This is a genomic window from Brevibacillus porteri (assembly GCF_003013475.1).
Classification (GTDB): Bacteria; Bacillota; Bacilli; order Brevibacillales; family Brevibacillaceae; genus Brevibacillus; species Brevibacillus porteri.
Genome location: NZ_PXZO01000017.1, coordinates 203,977 through 219,682, shown reverse-complemented (window position 1 = coordinate 219,682; position 15,706 = coordinate 203,977). Strand labels below are relative to the sequence as shown.

The 15,706-nt window shown below is 45.3% G+C and carries 16 protein-coding genes; 15 read left to right on the top strand and 1 reads right to left on the bottom strand.

All coding sequences use genetic code 11. The features are described from left to right. Position 1 precedes the first annotated feature (1 nt). From C7R92_RS10580 to C7R92_RS10525, 12 genes are all read left to right on the top strand, one after another. Entirely contained in the window at positions 2 to 1,423 is a 1,422-nt protein-coding gene (locus tag C7R92_RS10580) for a YlbE family protein (RefSeq protein WP_106834225.1), read from the top strand. 85 nt (positions 1,424 to 1,508) lie between these two features. Continuing rightward, positions 1,509 to 2,990 (top strand): cytosine permease, encoded by a 1,482-nt coding sequence (locus C7R92_RS10575; protein ID WP_106834275.1) that lies wholly within the window; start codon positions 1,509 to 1,511, stop codon positions 2,988 to 2,990. Between the two features lie 18 nt (positions 2,991 to 3,008). Continuing rightward, complete coding sequence (arcC, locus tag C7R92_RS10570) at positions 3,009 to 3,959, top strand: carbamate kinase (RefSeq protein WP_106834224.1); 951 nt, start codon at positions 3,009 to 3,011, stop codon at positions 3,957 to 3,959. Positions 3,960 to 3,986: 27 nt separating this feature from the next. Then, positions 3,987 to 4,439, top strand: coding sequence for a nucleoside deaminase (locus tag C7R92_RS10565; protein ID WP_106834223.1), 453 nt, complete (start codon positions 3,987 to 3,989; stop codon positions 4,437 to 4,439). Between the two features lie 216 nt (positions 4,440 to 4,655). Further along, complete coding sequence (locus C7R92_RS10560) at positions 4,656 to 5,711, top strand: ankyrin repeat domain-containing protein (RefSeq protein WP_106834222.1); 1,056 nt, start codon at positions 4,656 to 4,658, stop codon at positions 5,709 to 5,711. Between the two features lie 521 nt (positions 5,712 to 6,232). Continuing rightward, complete coding sequence (locus C7R92_RS10555) at positions 6,233 to 6,862, top strand: YcdB/YcdC domain-containing protein (protein WP_244195714.1); 630 nt, start codon at positions 6,233 to 6,235, stop codon at positions 6,860 to 6,862. A 143-nt stretch (positions 6,863 to 7,005) separates the two neighbouring features. Continuing rightward, positions 7,006 to 7,572 (top strand): SLOG family protein, encoded by a 567-nt coding sequence (locus C7R92_RS10550; RefSeq protein WP_106834221.1) that lies wholly within the window; start codon positions 7,006 to 7,008, stop codon positions 7,570 to 7,572. 363 nt (positions 7,573 to 7,935) lie between these two features. Further along, positions 7,936 to 8,055 (top strand): polymorphic toxin-type HINT domain-containing protein, encoded by a 120-nt coding sequence (locus C7R92_RS33270; RefSeq protein ID WP_328138458.1) that lies wholly within the window; start codon positions 7,936 to 7,938, stop codon positions 8,053 to 8,055. A gap of 129 nt (positions 8,056 to 8,184) precedes the next feature. After that, the gene (locus tag C7R92_RS10540) at positions 8,185 to 8,472 is read left to right on the top strand and encodes a barstar family protein (RefSeq protein WP_106834220.1); all 288 of its coding nucleotides are present in this window, start codon (positions 8,185 to 8,187) and stop codon (positions 8,470 to 8,472) included. Between the two features lie 273 nt (positions 8,473 to 8,745). Further along, the gene (locus tag C7R92_RS10535; RefSeq protein WP_106834219.1) at positions 8,746 to 9,258 is read left to right on the top strand and encodes a hypothetical protein; all 513 of its coding nucleotides are present in this window, start codon (positions 8,746 to 8,748) and stop codon (positions 9,256 to 9,258) included. Between the two features lie 203 nt (positions 9,259 to 9,461). Beyond that, a complete protein-coding gene (locus C7R92_RS10530; RefSeq protein ID WP_106834218.1) occupies positions 9,462 to 10,349 on the top strand; it encodes a sugar nucleotide-binding protein in 888 nt (295 codons plus the stop codon). Positions 10,350 to 10,355: 6 nt separating this feature from the next. After that, complete coding sequence (locus C7R92_RS10525; RefSeq protein WP_106834217.1) at positions 10,356 to 11,048, top strand: aspartate/glutamate racemase family protein; 693 nt, start codon at positions 10,356 to 10,358, stop codon at positions 11,046 to 11,048. A gap of 94 nt (positions 11,049 to 11,142) precedes the next feature. On the opposite strand, the gene C7R92_RS10520 is transcribed toward C7R92_RS10525, so the two are convergent. Then, positions 11,143 to 11,613: a pentapeptide repeat-containing protein gene (locus C7R92_RS10520; RefSeq protein ID WP_106834216.1), complete on the bottom strand. Its 471-nt coding sequence runs from the start codon at positions 11,611 to 11,613 to the stop codon at positions 11,143 to 11,145. 231 nt (positions 11,614 to 11,844) lie between these two features. Between C7R92_RS10520 and C7R92_RS10515 the strand changes: the two genes are divergently transcribed. From C7R92_RS10515 to C7R92_RS10505, 3 genes are read left to right on the top strand one after another with little or no spacing between them, the layout of a single operon-like run. Then, complete coding sequence (locus tag C7R92_RS10515; protein WP_106834215.1) at positions 11,845 to 12,921, top strand: putative 2-aminoethylphosphonate ABC transporter substrate-binding protein; 1,077 nt, start codon at positions 11,845 to 11,847, stop codon at positions 12,919 to 12,921. 17 nt (positions 12,922 to 12,938) lie between these two features. Continuing rightward, on the top strand, positions 12,939 to 13,988 hold the full coding sequence (locus C7R92_RS10510) for a putative 2-aminoethylphosphonate ABC transporter ATP-binding protein (protein ID WP_106834214.1): 1,050 nt from the start codon (positions 12,939 to 12,941) through the stop codon (positions 13,986 to 13,988). A gap of 5 nt (positions 13,989 to 13,993) precedes the next feature. Beyond that, positions 13,994 to 15,703: a putative 2-aminoethylphosphonate ABC transporter permease subunit gene (locus C7R92_RS10505; RefSeq protein WP_106834213.1), complete on the top strand. Its 1,710-nt coding sequence runs from the start codon at positions 13,994 to 13,996 to the stop codon at positions 15,701 to 15,703. Positions 15,704 to 15,706 lie beyond the last annotated feature (3 nt).

Genomic DNA, 15,706 nt, shown 5'->3' with positions numbered 1-15,706 from the left:
CATGAGCAAAATCAATGAGCTGTTTAACGGAAAAATTCATGCGATCAACGTAGGGATCGAGTTTTTCAAAGACGATATCATCAAGCAAAATGCGAATGCGTCTCATCTGGATTGGAAGCCTCCAGGCGGCGGAAAGCCTGAGCTGATCAACGCTCTCGACAGACTAGAAAACGCTGCTGTCGCTCGGAAAATCGCTGCGGCAAACAAGCTGGCGGTAGAGCGCATCATCAACTCCCAGCCGATGCTTGTTGGCTTCGACCAAGCGATCAATGTGGTGCCAGGCATGACAAAAACCACGATTCTGCACGCGGGTCCGCCCATTACGTGGGACAAAATGTGCGGCGCGATGAAAGGTGCCGTAACCGGAGCAATCGTATTCGAGGGCTTGGCAAAAGACATCGAGGAAGCTGAACAGGTAGCTGCTTCCGGCGCAATCACGTTCTCTCCATGCCACGAGCATAACTGCGTAGGCTCCATGGCAGGTGTCACATCCGCTTCGATGTTCATGCATGTAGTCAAAAACAAAACGTACGGCAATGTCGCGTACACCAATCTGAGTGAGCAAATGGCGAAAATTTTGCGCATGGGTGCCAACGATGAAAGTGTCATCGCCCGTCTGAACTGGATGCGCGATGTATTGGGACCAATGCTGCGTGATGCGATGAAGATTGCAGGTGAAATCGATCTGCGTCTCATGCTGGCGCAAGCGCTGCACATGGGCGATGAATGCCACAACCGCAACAACGCGGGTACGAGCTTGTTGATTCAAGCACTGACTCCATACATCTTGGAGACAGATTTCACCAAAGAACAAAAACGCGAAGTATTCGATTTCGTAGCAAGCAGCGATTACTTCTCCGGTCCGACATGGATGGCGATGTGCAAATGCGCGTTAGATGCAGCACATGGAATCGAGAACAGCACGATTGTCACCACAATGGCGCGTAATGGCGTAGAGTTCGGTATCCGTGTAAGTGGTATGGCTGGCAACACTTGGTTCACAGGACCTGCTCAAAAGGTAATCGGTCCCATGTTCGCAGGCTACAAGCCAGAGGATTCCGGTTTGGATATCGGAGACAGTGCGATTACAGAAACGTACGGTATCGGCGGCTTCGCGATGGCGGCAGCTCCAGCAATTGTTGCGCTCGTAGGCGGTACGGTTGAAGAAGCGATCGGATTCTCCACCACGATGAAAGAAATCACGACAGCAGAAAATCCAAACGTCACGATTCCTCTCCTGGACTTCCGAGGTGTAGCAACAGGTATCGATATTCGTCAGGTGATCCAAACGGGCATCCTGCCAATTATCAACACTGCCATTGCGCATAAAGACGCAGGGATCGGCATGATCGGTGCGGGTATTACGTATCCACCGATGGAAGCTTTTGAAAAAGCATTGCTCGCAGTAACAAAAAACGGTTAGCTAATTGCTTTTCATCCTAGGTGACTCAGCTTTCGCAGCAAAAGAAGGTTGCGAAAGCTGGGTTGAATGAGGAAGGTGAATGAACATGGGACAGGCAAACGTAAAGGAATCATATGAAGAATTCAAGTCCTATGGATACGCGGACGATATTTTGCCAAAGACTTCCGAAAATCGAGATTGGGGCACCTTTAACTACGTGACCGTGTGGATGGGCGCTGTGCATAATCTCATGTCGTACATGACTGTAGCCGGATTCTTTGTCCTCGGATTATCCGTTCCGCAAGTCTTGTGGGCAGTCATGATTGCTGCCTTGATTGTCTCGGCTGGCTATGTGTTGAATGGCTATGCGGGACAGAAATACGGGATTGGCTATTCGATGCTTTTGCGCAGCTCTTTTGGTGTAAAAGGCTCGATCATTCCTGCTATATGTCGCGGGCTTATCGCTGGTGTTGTGTTTTTTGGGACAAAAACAATTATTGGCGCACAATCCTTTAATGTCATTTTTGAGAAAATATTCCCTGGTTATATGAATATGGTTCCAGGCTTTGATTTTCTCGGATTAGATTTCCCGACGATGCTTTCTTATGTGATCCTCTGGGTCATTACAGTTGGATTGTTTTTAGGTGGAATGAAAATTCTCAGTCTGTTTAGTAAATGGTCTTCACCGATCATCTATATTTTCATTGTAGGTGCAGCGATTTGGGCGATCAGCGTTGCTGGCGGATTTGGTCCGATCTTTGCTTATGCTCCTGCCAAACCGATGGAGAATTGGCTTGTATTTATCGCATGTGTAAGTGCATTGGTATCGAACTGGGGTGGCCCGATTGTAAATATTGCAGACCTTACGCAAAGGGCAAAACACCCGAAAGCTCCGATGATTGGTCTGCCGCTTGGAATGATTACATCCTACATCCTGTTTGGAATTACGTGTGTAGGATTGTTGGTTGGAACGCAAATTGCGTTTGGCATCAAAGACTTTAATGTCGTCGCTGCCATTGATCAAATTGGGAATCCTGTTGCCGTCATTGTCTTGTTGCTGGCACTGAATATAGGTTCGACGAGCTATGTTGTGTTTGGGAATTTGCTTCCATCTGGACTACAGATGACAGCGCTTCTTCCGAAAATGTTTACAGTGAAATCAGCGGCTATCTTAACAGCTGTATTGGGGACTGTCATTTTACCTTGGAAGCTGGTGAATGGTACCGCCGCGCTGTATATGTTCTATAGCTTTATCGGCTCCATGTACGGTCCGATTACGGGGATCATGCTGGTTAGTTTCTTCATTGAAAGAAAAAGAAAGCTGGATTTATCCAGCATCTACGTAAAACCAGGTGAAAACGGAGAATACAAAAACGGCGTTAATATGGTGGCATGCGGCGTATTGATTGTCAGCTTCTTGATTACGCTATCCGGCTCTTTCTTGCCAAATGTGCCACTATTGGCAAACATCAGCAAGTCTGCTTTCCTTAGCGGGATGATTATCTCCAGTGTTCTCTATGCATTGAGCTATAAATGGAACAAATCAAGTGCGATCACGCAGCGTGAAACCACTGCAAAAGTATCTTAACCAAAGGAGAAGTGCCCAGTGGAAAAACTCGTAATTGTTGCTATCGGCGGCAACTCATTAGTGAAAGATAATGGTCGCAATACCATTCAAGACCAATATGAAGCCGTATGTGAAACCGCGGCAAATATCGCGGATATGGTGCAAGAAGGCTACAACGTTGTCGTTACTCATGGCAACGGACCGCAGGTTGGATTTGCTTTGCAAAGATGCGAAATCGCGAATGAAGTGTCCGGGATGCCTACGATCCCGCTGGTCAATTGCGTGGCGGATACGCAGGGGGGAATCGGCTACCAAATCCAGCAGGCACTCACCAACGAATTCGCCAAAAGAGGAATCAACAAAAAAGTGGCGAGCGTCATCACACAGGTAGAAGTTAGCAAGGATGATCCGAACTTCGAAAATCCAACGAAGCCAGTCGGCTCCTTCTTCACGCTAGAGCAGGCGGAAGAGATGCGCAAAGAGCGTCCGGACTGGGTATTTATCGAGGATTCCGGTCGTGGCTACAGAAGAGTGGTTCCTTCCCCGAAGCCAATCGACATCGTGGAAAAAGACGCAATCAAATCGTTGATCGAAGCGGGATATGTGGTAGTCGCTGTTGGCGGCGGCGGTATTCCGGTTGTGAAAACGGGCGAAAATACGTACGATGGGATTGATGCTGTCATCGACAAAGATTTTGCTACCAGCTTGCTGGCAGAGCAAATCGATGCACAGACATTGATCATTACGACAGGTGTCCCGCAGGTATGCATTCACTTCGGCAAGCCGAATCAAAAGGCGCTGGAGCGCATCACCGTAGAGGAAACGAAGCAATACGTTCGTGAAGAGCACTTCGCAAAAGGCAGCATGCTGCCAAAAATCGAGGCCAGCCTGAGCTTTTTGGAGAAAAACGGATCAAGCGTGATCATTACGAACCCAGAGAGCTTAAAGGATGCCATTACGAACAAAGCTGGGACGCACATCGTAAAATAATGACCTCTTGAGGGAGGGTGCAAGACAATGGATTACATGAAGCTGGCAGTGGAAAAAACGATGGAAGGCATGGACAACAAGCTCGGCGGACCTTTTGGAGCGTCTGTGGTGAAAGGGGACGAAATCATCGCCGTATGCAGCAATCGCATGATGGCCGATATGGACCCTTCCCAGCACGCAGAAATGGTAGCCATTCGTGAAGCGTGCAAGATCTTGGGCACGATGGATTTGACAGGCTGCGAAATTTACGCGACATGCGAGCCTTGCCCGATGTGCGTGGGGGCTATCATTTGGTCCGGCATCAAGGTCGTTCATTACTGCTCGACTGCGGAGGATGCGCATGAGAATGGTTTTTCGGATAAGCATCTGCGCGACTATTTTTCCGGTAAGGATCAGAGCGTTTTGAACATGATCAAGGTCGAGAAGCGTGAGGACTGCGATCAGCTGTTTACCCACTTTCATCAGTTGAACAAAGAGTAGAAGGTAACTGAATAGCAGACAAGAAACACGGATGTTCAGAGCATGAAAAAAGGGCCTATTAAGGGCCCTTTTCTTTTTTGTTATTCCCCTAAATTTAACATGTTTGATGCCATCTCATTTTGTTCAATCTGAATATAGTGCAGCTAGTCGAGCTGCGTTATGAAGGGAAATGACTCCTGATTATGGTATAATCTACCTAATCAGGAGGTAAAAGATATGTCAATAAAAATGAAACGGAGTTTACTCCTAGCTTTAGTTTTGGTGATTTGCGTGAGTATATGGACGATTGTCATACAAAATATGACAGGTTCGAATTCATTATCAAAGCCAGCCTTAACTTCTACTAATCAACAACAGAAAACGATTGTTAATGAGGAACTACTTATTAAGGAACCGGAGCCTGAAGATAATCAAGAACTTCCAAATCAGCAAGAAGATACTGCTAGTAGCAATCCTAATTATAGAGTACCTAGTAAGGTGGAGCAGCCATCAATAAATACTCTTCAAGAACCCGAGGTATCTATGAATCTCGATTATGAACAAGTTGTAAGAGTTGGCCCGAATGTTAAAATTGTGGCCATTTCAGATGATAAGATGGCTTCTGAAGAAGCAAGACAGGCAAGAAAAGAATTAGAGGCTTTCGTTCCTCAATTCAACGCACTATTTTTCATTGATGCCGCTTCTGAGAATGAAATAGATATTCTAAAATTATTTTTGAAAGCTGGAATGGACCCTGATGCATATGTAGAAGTGAAAGAAGGTTCCAAGAGTACTGCACTCGATTTAGCAGTTTCAAACGGCCACTTTGATGCTTCAAAGTTACTTCTTGAAAACGGGGCAAATCCGAACTTACTGATAGAAATTAAAGGAGGTTTCAAGAGTACTGTACTCCAAACAGCAGTTTCAAACGGCCGACTTGATCTTGCAAGGTTACTTCTAGAAAACGGGGCAAATCCGAACTTACTGTATGATCAGTTCACAATAATCACCTTAGCAGTAGCAAAAAATAATTATGACATGGTAAACGAATTACTTAAGTATGGCGCTGAGCCTGATTTAAATTATCAGAACTTTAGATCACCACTAATGCGTGCAGTTCAAGATAATCGCTTACATATTGCAAAGTTGTTATTGGAACATGGAGCAGATCCTCTTCTTGCTACACAGTATGCCCCAGAACACCCGACCAAGTTGGGGAGTCCGATCGCAGAAGCAAGAATGTTGGGGAATCGTGAAATGATTGATTTGCTAGAAGCATTTATACGTGATTAGAACCAGAGATTGTTATCAATCAAACCTCATTTTCAAGGGATCATGCTCAATCGTCCTAATCTGAAAGAAATGATTTGCGAGGCTCGTGTCTGGTAGCATTGCTAGGTTTCAATGCATACCTGTGGCAGCAAGCAAGCCTGAATCGAAAAAGCAGTCGTCGACAAAGGCCGTGCAGACGGCTTCTAGCAAACAACCAAAGAAAGCGGTCAAAAAGCCTTCAACCCATCGAAACAGTCGGATGGTCCAGACGTTCAGATAAGCTTTACAGTTGAACCAACTACGATACATTATGAAGAGACGACTTATACAACAAGGAGCAGCTACGGCGGTGGGTCGTTCAAGATGCGGCTCGAATATAATCCGTATACGGGATGTTATTTCACATGTTCCTCATGCAGGAACATTTTTTTGCAAAAAATGGTAGAACTTGAATTTAATAAGGAATAGTTGTCCAATTAGATTAATACATAACCTGGAGGTGGAAACCAATCTCCCTCATGCCTGGTGGAAAAGCAGTAAAGGTGAAAAATGAGCAGGAGGCAACGCGGATTTACGAAAGCGAGTTTGGTATCAGCTTGAACTTAAGTACATTCAAAGGCTACAGAAGCGAAACGGAAAGGGTCTATGTTTCCCCTGATGAAAATGAGGTTTTGTTTACGAAGGATGGCGTTGTGATCGGTTTTATAAGCTATTCGAACGCCAAACCCCAAAAAGGGAAGGCAACATTGTCCGAAAAGCAGGTTCTTGAGAAAGCTGTTCAGTTCATGCAAACATATCTCAAACAGGAAGAGAAGGAGTTCTACTACAGGGTAAATCCTGATAGGGAGAATCCACATAAGTATGTAGTAGAGTTTGTGCCATCTGTTGAGGGACTTCCGCTGGTATACGGACGAAGCATTGATGTTGGTGTGAATGGAGTCACAGGGAAAATCACCGAGTACCATCAAAAGCTCGACCAAAAGCCTGCCAAGCTCCCGGATAAGAGGAAGGCTGTCTCCATAGATGCAGCAGCCAAAGCCTTGCTGGCGAAACCCACTAAGCTGTTATACATCTACCCATTCATTAATGGAGAAAGGTTGGCCAAACCGGTTCTTGCCTATTCCATTGATGGTAATGATATCAATGCCCTGACAGGTAAGGTCGAAGAGTAGGTAGAATGAAAATCTTCCACGACAGTTAGAACACATCATTTGTGATAATATAAGAAAAATATGAGACGGAACACGAATGAATAGGCAGCGAGTGAAAACAAATCTATTTTCTGCTAGAGTTCTTTTAAACTAGAGGTGGCAACATGTTAAAACGGTTATTTGTTTCAGGATACAAGGCTCACGAGCTGGGCATTTTCGATGAAAAAAATCCGGGGTTAGCCATTATTAAGAAAGCACTGAAGCGGGAACTTGTAAGATTCCTTGAGGAAGAACTGGAATGGGTCATCATATCAGGTCAGCTCGGGGTAGAAATGTGGGCAGCCGAAACTGTTCTGGAATTGAAAAAGGAGTATCCACATCTAAAACTGGCGGTAATTACTCCGTTTTTGAATCAAGAGGAAAAGTGGAAAGAAGAGACCCAGGATTACTACCGAAATATTGTGATGCAAGCTGACTATATCAATAGTGTCTATCAAACACCTTACCAGGGAGTTTGGCAGCTTGGAGAGAAAGACAAATTCTTGCTATCCAATTCAGACGGTATCTTGCTCGTTTACGATGAAGAAAACGAAGGCTCTCCGAAATTTCTAAGTAAGCTCGCCGCAAAAAAATCGGATATGTGCGATTATCAGTTATTTCGAATTAACGCATATGACCTTCAGGCCATTGCAGAGGAACAGCAACAAGAATTATACAATGACTACTTCTGAACAAAGAAACCAGCTATGAAAAGCTGGTTTTTATTCTTGCATAGTGGCTCCCGTTTATCCAATATTGGTCTATTGCTTTAATCGTCCATTGTCTGGGGCGAACAATCATATTCATGTCACACCCTATCAACAAAAGGGGGCCTGTCGGGGGTCCCTTTTGTTATTCCAGACTAATTTAGATAACATCTTTTTCTGAATGAATTGACGAAGTAAATGATGTCTATGATTGTAATTGTTATATAGCTGGGACTAAGGTTCTCACAGATAAAGGTGAGAAGGCATCGAGAAAATCGAGGTAGGTGACAAAGTCTTAGCTAAGGATGATAAAACAGGGGAGATGGATTATAAGGAAGTGAATTAGCTATTGAAAATATTGAGGTTAAGAGGGAACGCGCAACGGTTTATAATTTCATGGTAAAGGACTTCCATACCTACTTCGTTTCAAATCTTGGAAAATGGACGCATAATTCATGTGTAGATTGAAATGCAGTCGCTAAGTATATTAAAAAGGCATGGGAAGTTACCGGATAACTATATTACTAAAGATGAAGCAAGAGCATTAGGGTGGGAATCAAGGCAATACCGATAACTATCAAATAATTTGGGGGCAATATGAAAACTATACAAATTAACGGTGAGGAGTTTACTTCTAGGGATACTTTACACAACATCTTAAGAAGTAAACTAGTAGAGCCTGAGCATTATGATCATACGTATTGGGGAAATAATCTCGATTCGTTATGGGAATGTTTAACTGCGTGGATTGAATTACCTCTAACGATTGAATGGTTGAATTATGAAAAAAGTGTTGAATATCTAGGCGATTATGCAGAAAAATTACTCCAAGTCTTTACTGATGCAGAGAAAAATGGCAGAGGATTTAAAGTGATAGTAAAATGACAACTGTTTTGAGTTCAAATTAATATGAAGGATCTTGAGGTAATATGTTATCTCAAGGTTTTTTCAATTGCACGTGAAGCGGTTTGAGTAACTTAAGTATATAGAAAGCTGATGAAATAGGAGAGATGGCTTATTTTGAACCAGAACAGCTCTTCCAAAAAAGATGTAATCGATCCTAACTAATATGTTCCAACTCACTTTCAATATATTGATCCTCTTACAGGGAGAACTAGATCAGACCAACATTTCTATTTCAACGATTAGGAGGATAGCATGGAACTTAACTTAATAAAATCAATTGGAATGTTAAAACATAATGTGTCAACTGAGGAAGTTGCTCAAATTCTTAGTTTTCTAATAGAAAACGATTCCTTCCTGTTATTTTCTTTCTATGAAAGAAATCTTCTTTTATTCGAGTTAGAGATTCAAGAATTCATCAATGAAAGACGTCTATTTACTAATTCCGAATGGGTATTGCCGTGGGAAGAGACAATTCCTCACTGGGACCAACCAAATAATACACCACCAAAAATTATTTGGTTCTCAGTAAAGACAAAGGACGAGATCATAAAAGCGATAGATATCGACAGTTTATTTCGATGTGTTGTAGTGAAGGAGGGCGACGATTTTTATAAATACTCGAATGTGATATTCCAACAAGAATATTATGCAACTTTTGATGAAGAAAATTTTGAGCATTATATTGGGTTTACGAACAAGGTTGAATTTCGTGACGCCACATGGTCAGAATTGAAGAACCGATTTCATGTAAACGTAGTTGAATAGAGTAGCGGACCTTGATGGATAAATTCTACAAGGTCCTTGGGTGACTTTTAAAAAACAACTTTTAACTACTAGTAGTTTTTGATATGACGGATTGTAATATGAAGTACGACAGCTAAAAAAATGAAAGCTTTGGGGTTTTGGACTATTTATGCCTTGGGGGATAGTGGTATATTGGATCATAACGGAAATGGAGGGAGACAGCCATGGCGAAACACCGAGTATTGTTGCTTGGGGGAAGCGGCTACTTGGGGAGTCAAATCTATCAGGAGCTTTTGCAGGACGAGGCTATTGAACTCATAGGTACATGCTTTTCGGCATCAACTGCTGGTCATCTGCTCCAAATCGATGTAACTGATCCTCCTTCTTTTACAGCGAGGTTGCAAGAGTTTTCACCACATGTTGTCATTTGGGCGTTGATGAGTGCAACAGATGAACGAGAGCTAATAGAAAAAGGCATGGATGCCCTGCTTTCTCAGTTGCCAGAAAAGAGCAAATTGATCTTCGTCTCCACAGACGGTATTTTCGGAAAAGGCACAGGCTCTTATCGGGAAGAAGATCAGCCCGAGCCATTAGATGAAAGAAACCCGTTAGCTACTTATTCGAATGCCAAAATACGGGGAGAAGCACGCATTCGCGAGCGGCATCCCAACCATGTCATCGTGCGAGTGGGCCCGATTTATGGTCGAAATGCGGCTGGGCAATGGGATAAACGCATCGCTTCGATGTGTGCGGATCTGGAAGCTGGCAGAGAAGTAAGCCGATCAGGCAATTTGTACAAGACGTTTATCCATGTGGAAGACGTAGGGAATGCCATCCACGAACTGCTGCACGGCTCTTACCTCGGAACGCTTCATCTCGGTCCAGCAAAGAAAGAGAGTTATTATTCTTTTTACAAAAAGGTGGCTCTGGCATTAGGGCTGAATGCTGATGGTGTAAAAGAAACCTGGTTAACAGAAGCGGATGCGCAAGAACGAGGAATAGCATTGAATACTTCATTGAATACGAAAAAGGCGCATGAACTGCTACAGACCCGTTTTCGTCAGGCGGGATGGGAAAACGCAAATGGCAACGATAGCGACAAAGGAGAGTAGAAAACAATGAAAACAATCGGATTAATTGGCGGCATGAGCTGGGAGTCCTCCTTGGTCTACTACCGTTTGATCAATGAAACCGTCAAGGAGAGGCTGGGCGGTCTGCATTCGGCGAAAAGCATTATGTATTCCGTTGATTTTGCCGAGATCGAAGAAATGCAACGTGAAGGAAGATGGGAAGAAGCAGGAGAGCGGATGGCGAGTGCGGCGAAAAGTCTGGAAGCGGCAGGCGCCGACCTGATCGTTCTTTGTACAAATACGATGCACAAACTGGCGTATGCCATCGAGGAAGCGACCAGTTTGCCGTTTCTTCATATCGCGGATGCGACAGCCCAAGCGATCACGAACCACGGGCATAAACGAGTGGCACTGCTCGCGACGCGATTTACGATGGAGCAGGAGTTCTACACAGGGCGGCTGCGTGATGTACACGGATTAGAGGTACTGCTGCCGGATGAAGAAGAGCGAAAACTCGTCCATGACATCATCTATCACGAGCTGTGCGTCGGAACCATTCGCGAGGAATCCAAGCGTACATATCAGGCGATCATTGAGCGATTGGTCAAGGAAGGTGCTGAGGCAGTCATCCTCGGTTGCACGGAAATCGGTCTGTTGATCACAGCCGAAGATTGCACGGTCCCGGTATTTGATACGACTGCGATTCATGCAGAGGCGGCTGTGGAGGCTGCTTTGCAGTAGAAGATAGGCAAAAAACAAAAGACTTAGCGCATCCCATTTTCTACCTGAATGGATGACTGAGTCTTTTTTTGTGCAAACGAAACGTGAATGTCCTTTATTTGTCCTTGATTAAATCCGAAATCAAGATTCCGTTTATTTTCAACCCAGTAATATCGCAATCCGTTATCTCCACATTGGATAAATCACAATTTTTGAATTGCCCACGAGTAAGGCTACAGCTGTGAAAGCTTACTGGTTTATACTGCCCATCGGGATCATAATTCCCATCTCCCTCATTCGGAAGAACCACGTTATGAAATTCTGTTCCAAACAAATGTGCCTGATCAATAACAGCGTGGCTAAGATTAGCATGCTGAATGTCTAAGCCTGACAAGTTTGCGTTCGAGATTTTGATTCCACTCATATTCACATCATTCAAAGTCATTTGACTCATATTTACGTTGTTGATTTTGGTCTTTGCCAAGCTGACATTATCCATATCAAGTTCCTCAGCTCTAACCTCCTGCCATTTAGAACCTGATATATCCGCCATTTGCAAATCCAACGGTTCCACCTTTAGGTTCATCCTCATATCCCCCTTTGAATTATGAATGAAGGCATTTGTAACTTCGACATACGCCTTGTATTTCCTTTATTACCCAGTTGTTTTTATTTGTGTTAAAATCCAACTAAACACAACTAAATACACATAAAAACAATCTATTAACGTTTCGTTCACATCCGCTTAATATTTTCCCCGTAAGATTGGTTTCGTAGGAATCAAGCAATGAACAATCCGCAAAGAGGAGAGGTTCTCATGAAAAAATGGCATTATCCTTTACTTGCTTCCGTTCTATCAATCGCGTTTTTAGCAGGATGTGGACAATCAATAGGGTCGCAACCAAACACACAAGCTTCCAAAGCGGAAAGTACAACCGCCTCAGGAGAGATTACTGTTTATACGGCGCTGGAGGATGACCAGATCAAAACGTATTTGGAATCCTTCAAAGCAAAATATCCAGATGTAAAGGTCAATATCGTCCGTGATTCTACAGGGATCATCACAGCAAAGCTGCTGGCGGAAAAAGACAACCCACAAGCAGACGTCGTATGGGGAACAGCAGCGACAAGCCTACTCGTACTCGAACAGCAAGGCATGCTCGAGGGGTATTCGCCAAAAGGAATCGAGAAAGTATCCCCGGAGTTTAAGGATTCCAAGGAACCTGCAAGCTGGGTAGGAATCGATGCGTGGGAGACAGCGATCGCGGTCAATACCAAAGAGCTAGAAAAACGCAATTTGCCTATCCCACGCTCATATGAAGACTTGATCAAGCCGGAGTACAAAGGATTGATCGTGATGCCGAATCCAGCGTCTTCTGGAACTGGGCTACTCACGATTAACGGAATCATGCAACTGAAAGGCGAGCAAGAAGGCTGGGCGTACCTTGACAAGCTGCATGCAAATATGGCGATCTACACACATTCAGGCTCGAAACCAGCGAAAATGGCCGCATCGGGTGAATATCCAATTGGCATTTCCTTTGGCTACCGTTCGATTACCGAGAAGAAAAAAGGTGCACCCGTTGAAGTCGTCTTTCCAACAGAAGGCTCGGGTTGGGATGTAGAGGCGAATGCCTTGATGAAAAAGAGGGAGATCAAGCCAGAAGCCAAGCTGTTCTTGGACTGGGCCATCTCTGATGAAGTCATGAAAGCCTATAACCAGAACTTCGCCATCGTCAGTGTCAAGCAAGAAGGCGCGACACTCCCGGAAGGTTACGCAGTAGATCCAATCAAGCAATTAATCAAGCTCGACCTGAATCAAGCCGCACAAAATCGTGACAACATCTTGGGTGAGTGGGAAAAACGATACGCGACCAAGAGTGAACCTAAGTAAGCAGCGAGGAGAACAGCATGACACAATCCTATCTAACCATTCAAGGGGTCAGTAAACGCTTTGGTTTGTTTGCCGCATTGGAGCACATTTCCATCGAAATTGACAAGAATGAATTTGTTTGTCTGCTCGGTCCCAGTGGCTGCGGTAAAACGACATTACTGAGAATGCTGGCTGGATTGGAGCAGCCGACGACAGGCAAGATGATCCTGGGAGGCAGGGAGATTACTTCCCTGCCACCAGCGAAACGAAACATTGCGATGATGTTCCAGTCGTACGCCTTGTTTCCCAATTTGACGGCTGCCGAAAACATTGCCTTTGGCCTGCAAGAAAAGAAGCTGGGGAAAAAAGAGATCGCAGCCAAAGTAGAAGAGGCGCTAGACATGGTAGATTTGTCTCATGCCGCCGCCAAATATCCCAGCCAGCTCTCAGGCGGTCAACAGCAGCGAATTGCCTTGGCGCGAGCGATTGCACTATCGCCGGATGTTCTGCTTTTAGATGAACCATTATCCGCATTAGATGCAAAGGTAAGACAAAAGCTGCGCCGGGAGATTCGGCGCTTGCATGAGCAGTACGGCATGACAACAGTGATGGTCACGCATGACCAGGATGAGGCATTGACCATGGCTGACAAGATCGTCGTCATGGATCACGGCGAGGTCGTTCAGGTAGGTACACCCGAGGAGATCTATAACAAACCAGCCACTCCGTTTGTTGCTGATTTTATCGGAGCGATCAACTTTTTTGAGTACAGTCGCTTTGAGAATGCGCAATCTGATCCGAATCGCTTACTTGCGATCAGACCGGAGCATGTGCGGCTTTTGCAGAACGAGTCCGAATGTGCCATACCTGCGACTATTTCCGAGATAGAATTTCGCGGTGCTTTTTACCGAATCTTTCTGGAGTGGCAAGAGGAAGGTCAGATAAAAAAAGAGCATCTGACAATCGATTTGATAGCGGCCGAGGCACAAAGACTTGGAATTGCCCGAGACAAAAAGGTGTGGCTAGAGTTTCCGTTGGAGAATTTGCTGACCTTTGAGCATGCGCTAGCCATAGAGGAACAGGGGTGAGCAGCATGAAGGAAATGACATCGCTCTTCGATGGAAAAGCCATGCAAAAGTGGCTCATCGCTCTCGTTGTTCTTGGATTGTTAGCGAGTGTTCTGTTGCCACTTGGCCAGTTGTTTTCCAAAGCATTCTATAACAAGAACGGTCAGTTCATCGGCCTGGACAATTTCGTTACGTACTTTTCGACCCCAGCACTGGCAGGGTCGCTGAATAACACCTTGTATATTTCTACGATGACGACGCTGATCGCAGTCACACTCGCTTTTCTGTTCGCGTATGCCTTGACGCGTAGCGGGATTCGCGGAAAACGAGTCTTTCGGGCGATCGCGCTGCTGCCGCTGTTTGCACCCACGATGATGCACGGAATCGCCCTGACCTACCTCTTTGGGAATCAAGGGCTGGTGACGACGGGAATCTTCGGGTTGCTCCCGTTTCAATGGGACATCGATCTGTACGGCCCAGTGGGGATTATTTTGGCGGAGATCGTCTATGTTTTCCCGCAAGCGTATTTGATTCTCGCTGTTTCTCTTGCTTTTGCCGACTATCAGCTGTACGAAGCGGCGGATACGCTCGGAGCGAACCATTGGCGCAAGTTTTTTGTAGTGACGATTCCTAGCGTGAAATACGGTATCGTCAGTGCCTGCTTTGTCTGTTTTACTCTCTCGTTTACTGACTTCGGAGCACCAAAGGTTGTCGGCGGACAGTTTTCCGTACTGGCGACAGACGTCTACAAGCAGGTCATCGGTCAGCAAAATATGACGATGGGAGCAACGGTTGGGCTGCTTTTGATTATTCCCGCTCTCGTGGCGTTTGTCGTGGACCGGATTGTTGAGCGGAAGCAACACGCGGCTGTAACAGCCAAGTCCAAACCGTATCGAATCAAGGAGAATCGTTTGCGTGACTTGTTTTATTCCATTCTTTGTGTGAGCGTCAGCGGATTTTTGCTGCTCCTCATGGCTACGGTGGTGCTGGCTTCTTTCATCAAAGTATGGCCGTATAATCTGACTTTCGGCTTGGATCATTACGACTTTTCCAACGTTGCTGGAGAAGGGATCGAGCCACTGTGGAACAGCATTCTTGTCGCCTTGCTGACGGCAGTGATCGGGACGGCGGTCACGTTTATTACCGCCTACACGATTGAAAAATCCCAAGTGTGGAAGGGGCTTCGCCAAGCTGGATACTTCCTGTCGATTCTCCCGCTGGCATTGCCGGGGATGGTCATTGGACTAGCGTACATTTTCTTCTTCAACAATCCGTCGAATCCATTTCACGGTATGTACGGAACGATCTGGATTTTGATTTTGGCGAACGTTATTCATTTTTTCGCAGTCGGCTTCATTACAGCAACGAGCGCGTTGAAAAAGCTCGATCCCGAGTTCGAGCAAGCGGCAGAGTCCATGGGGATCTCGCAGACAAAGCTAATGTGGCGCGTCACGATTCCCGTCTGTATGCCGGCGATTGTCGAGATGGCGGTGTACTTTTTCATCAACTCGATGGTGACGATCTCGGCGGTTGTTTTTCTGTACGCAGCGGATTTCAAGTTGGCATCTGTCTCCATCGTCAACATGGATGACGCCGGGGATGTGGCTCCGGCAGCAGCGATGTCGGTATTGATCGTCTTCCTCAACATCATCGCACGTGCTGGTGCAGAATGGATCGCATCCAAACTTCGCAAGCGGACAACAGGGTCCTACCAAGAGAAAGGTCAGGTGGCATAAAGC